2 protein-coding genes are annotated in these 4,510 nt (G+C 57.3%); both read right to left on the minus strand.

The features are described 5' to 3' along the window. Positions 1-412 precede the first annotated feature (412 nt). Entirely contained in the window at positions 413-4,063 is a 3,651-nt protein-coding gene (locus tag ACRESD_RS25925) for a transporter substrate-binding domain-containing protein (protein ID WP_431753511.1), read from the minus strand. Next, positions 4,063-4,510 (minus strand): LuxR C-terminal-related transcriptional regulator (locus ACRESD_RS25930; RefSeq protein ID WP_431753512.1); only part of this gene is annotated, 448 nt, incomplete at its 5' end. The genes ACRESD_RS25925 and ACRESD_RS25930, both read right to left, overlap by 1 nt.

The following is a 4,510-nucleotide window of genomic DNA, read 5'->3' on the forward strand; positions in this document are numbered from 1 at the left end:
ACACAGGGCGATATCGACCGGGCCGACCTCATTCAGAACCGCCAGTGCTTCTGCTCCGTCGGCGGCCTGGAACACGTCCGTGCAACCCAGCTGCTGCAACATGGCAACGGCAATGGCGCGCTGAAACGAATGATCTTCAAGGACAATAACGCGCAAAGGAGTAGTAAGCATTGGGCTCATCCACGAGAAATGATGTCCCTCATCTTGCGTTCCCTGCTCAAAGAACAACCTAGGCAACGGCCTCAAGTCGTGTACGAAATTTCCTAGCGTCTGTAGGGCTGACCAGTGGCAGGCAAAAAAATCCCAGCAAATGCTGGGAAAAGGGGGAGCAACTGCTTACCAGAGGTAGCGATAACCGACCGGATCATGGCCCTTGGCGAGTTCGGCGTCAGGAGAAACCTTGCTCTGCGATTCAACGAGCCTCAAGCGTCTCGGTGTAGTGCTTCAACGCTGTCGACAACGCTGACATCTCTTGCCTTAGGGAAGCGCTGGCCTGCCTGAGGGTCGGTTCATCGTTTTTTTCGTCACAGGCAGATTCCAGTTGCTCGCAAGCCAGGATCAGTCGGTGGGCCTTGATAATGCGTGCGCCCCCTTTGACCTTGTGTGCCAGATCCGCCAACCGCTGCCAATCCTGCTGGAGATCGTAGTCGGCGAGTTGGTCCATATCCTCCTGATTGCTGAGTGTCAGATCGTTCATCAATACCTTCATCGCAGCAGGGTCGCCGCGGACCAGTTTTTCCAACGAGGCAAAGTTGATATCGCCATCGTCTGCAGAGTCCGCCTGGTCTGCCTGATCTGTCAGTGGTTGCACGGTCCCCGACTCGAACTGATCCAGGCGCTGCTTGAGCAGCTTCAGGCTGATGGGCTTGAACAGGCAGTCGTCCATTCCCGCTTCCAGGCAGCGGGCCTTTTCATCGGGCTGTGCGTTGGCGGTAAAACCGATGATCAGACAGCGCCCCAAACCACGCTCGTTTTCCTCGGCACGAATGGCCCGCGCCAAGGCATAGCCGTTCATGATCGGCATGTTGCAGTCAGTGATAACCACATCGAACACCTGTTTACGCCAGGCGCGTAACCCATGGGCGCCGTCCTGTGCCTCGACCATCTCGTGGCCCAGGTAACCCAACTGCTTGGACAGCAGCGAGCGGTTGGCGGGGTAGTCGTCGACCACCAGTATGTTCAGTGCCCGTTGTTGTGACTCTTCCACCGTCGAGGGCTCTTCAGCCGGTAGCGGCTCAAGCACAGTCACCTGCAGCAACACTTCGATCTGCGTGCCTTCTCCCAGCACGCTAGTCAGCTGTAGCTGCCCACCCATCATGTCGCAGAGTGTGCGGCTGATCGTCAGCCCCAAGCCCGAGCCACTGCGGCCCGACTGGTTATTGTTGCTGGCCTGAGTGAAGGGGCTGAACAGGCGCTGCTGGTCTTCGGCGGAAATGCCCTGGCCGGTGTCGGTAACCAACAAGCGGATCGACAAGGGTTCACCCGGGGTGTCCGAGAGCACTTCGAGCTGCAGGTGCACCTCGCCTTCGGAGGTGAACTTGATCGCATTGCTGACCAGGTTGGAAACCACTTGCTTGAAACGCAACGGGTCGATCGATACGTCGCAATTGGCGCGCTCATCAACCTCCAGCTGCAGTCTCAGGTTTTTCTGTTCGGCCAGGCCATCAAAGATCCGTGCCACGGACCGGACCAATTCGCCCAGGTTGGCTCGGCCAGGTGTCAGCGATAATTTGCCCGACTCGATTCTGGCGATGTCCAGAATATCCCCGATCAGGTCCAGCAGACCGTGGGCGGCACCCGAGGCGACCTCAATCGCAAAACGATCAAGCACCCCCTGTTCCGATTTCTTCAGGGCGATTTCGAGCATACCAATCACGGCATTCAATGGCGTGCGGATCTCATGGCTCATGGTTGCCAGGAACGTGGTTTTCGCCCGGTTGGCATCTTGGACCATGTCCATCAGGCGCTCACGCTCACTGATGTCGATCCAGCCGGCAATGATGCCGCTGATTTTCCCTTCGCTGTCTTTGTAAGGCAGCATCCAGTGATAGATCCTCAGCACGCGGCCATCGAGCAGCAGCAGTTCACGGTCCTGGATTTGTGGAACCCCAGCCCTCAAGACTTGCAGATACTCAGCCTCGTAGGCCGCTGCCGGCGCATTGTTAACGAATGCGCCTTCTGTGATGCGTTTACCCACGACCTCGTCATGACTCAGGCCAAACACCTCAAGGTAGCTGGTGTTGCAGACCACCATGCGCCCTTCAAGGTCTCGGACGTAGATCGGGTGCGGTGTGCCATCGATCAACACCCGCTTGAACTCGAGCTGGTTGCTGAGTGCGCGCTCGGCCACTTTGCGTCGATGAATCAAGCGACGCAGATAAGCGATCCAGATGACGGCGAGCAACAGCAGCACGCCCGCGATAACGAATCCCTGAATGATCGCGCCTCGATTGCGCAGCCAGAAATTGTCATCGATCACCACTTCGCTGCGCCAGCGACTGATGATTTCAGCCATTTCTTCAGGTGAGATACTCAGCAGCGCTTTGTCCAGGATCGAGTAAAGCTCCAGGTCGCCGCGATTGGTGACGAGGGAAAACCGGGCCGGTTCAATGCCCACGGTACTGGTGACGTGCAAGCGATCCCGGTACTGGCGCGAAATCATGTAACGCGCGCTCAACAATGAGTTGACCCCAGCCTCGACCTCGCCGTTTGCCACCATCGCCATGACCTGTGCGGCGTTGTCGGCATACACGACCTGAATGCGTGGAAAGTTGCTGAGGATGTAGTCAGTCAGGAACATGCCACGAATGATCGCCAGGCGTTTGCCCGCCATCTCATCGAGGGTCGCGGGACTCTCGCCACCACGGTTGATCAGCACATAAGGCGTCGACACATAAGGTCGGGTGAAGCGCACCTGCCCTTCACGCTCGGTACTGGGTGCCAAGGCGGCCAGCAAATCCACCTTGCCGGCCTGCAGGTTCTGAATTTGCAGCGCCATCGAGGTGCCGCGTACCGCATCGAATTTCAAACCGGTACGCAAACTGATCTTGGCCAGCACGTCTGCGCTGACGCCTCGCAGTGCGCCTTTTTTGTCAAAAAACGAGAGCGGCAGGAAGTTCTCCATGGCCGCGACCGTGACCCGAGGGTGTTGTTCCAGCCAGCGCTGTTCCTTGGCCGTCAGGTGCAGGCGGTGCTGCCCTGGGATATTCATCTCAGAGGAGCCCCAGCGGCGCAGGATGTCCATGCGCTCACCAATCGGAATCGCTGCAAGCGCAACATTGATGATGTTCAGCAGCTGGGTATTGGCGGCGTACAAGGCAAAGGCAAAGTAGCCGCCCTCTGCCCGGGAAAAGTCGGTGAGATGGACGTTGTTAAGGTAGTTCATGCCGATCAGGTAGTTGGCACTGATCGCATCCCCCAGATAAGCGTCTGCTTTACCAAACGCCACCGCCCCGATTGCGCTCAACGTTGAGGGATACAGTTGCAGGTCTGCATCGGGGTAGGCGTTACTGACGCTCTCGGGCGGTAGGTAGTGATAGAGCATGGCAATCTTTTTTCCAGCCATGTCCCCCATCAATGGAGACCCGTCATTGGTGCGGGTCACGATCATCGCTTGATCGTCTGCATAAGCCGACGACATGACCAGATCGGGGTCTGCCCTTTCAAAGCCATTGGCTGTGCCCAGCAGGTCAACCTCACCCTCTTTCAAGGCGCGAATCACGTCCGCCCGGGAGTTGAAACGACGCACCTGTACCTGGACGTGCAGCAACTCCGCCAACAGCCCCGCGTAGTCGGCGGTCAGCCCTTCATAATCGCGGCCATTGGCGGTTAAGTCGAAAGGCGGGTAATCCGGTGACGACACCCCAAGGTACAGCGTGCCTTTGTTGCGTAACCAACTCCAATCGGACTCGGCCAACCCGACTTGATAGTCGCCTACCCGAGAGCGCCCCAGCAGATGCAGCGTTTCCACCTCCGACTCATCAGTGGTGGCGGCCCAGACGGCGCCGAATATCGGCGACAGCAGCAAGAGCACGGCAAGGCACAACCGCAGTGAATGCTTCATCAGATCAGGTTATTGCGTTTAGCCAGTGCCGCCAGGTGCACCAACGAACTCACATTAAGCTTCTCGATCAGTCGGGCCTTATAGGTGCTGATGGTCTTGTTGCTCAGGAGCATATCGTCACCGATCTGTTTGTTGCTCAAGCCTTTGGCAAGCTGTTGCAGAATCGCCAACTCCCGATCGGAGAGTTTTTTTATCAGCTCATGTTCCGTGCTTTCCGCGTCATCTCGACGTACCGAATTAACGGTCAAGTCAGGAAAAAAAGTGTAGCCCGACTTGATGGCGTTAATGGCTTTTACCAACTCATCCAGCTCATCGGACTTCGACACGTAGCCGGCTGCCCCTGCCTTCATACAACGCATGGCGAAAAACTCGGCGGATAATGACGTCAGGACCAGAACCTTTATGGGCAACTTCAATGCCGTGATTCTGTTGAGCGCATCCAGACCG

This window comes from Pseudomonas sp., assembly GCF_050739995.1.
Taxonomy (GTDB): domain Bacteria; phylum Pseudomonadota; class Gammaproteobacteria; order Pseudomonadales; family Pseudomonadaceae; genus Aquipseudomonas.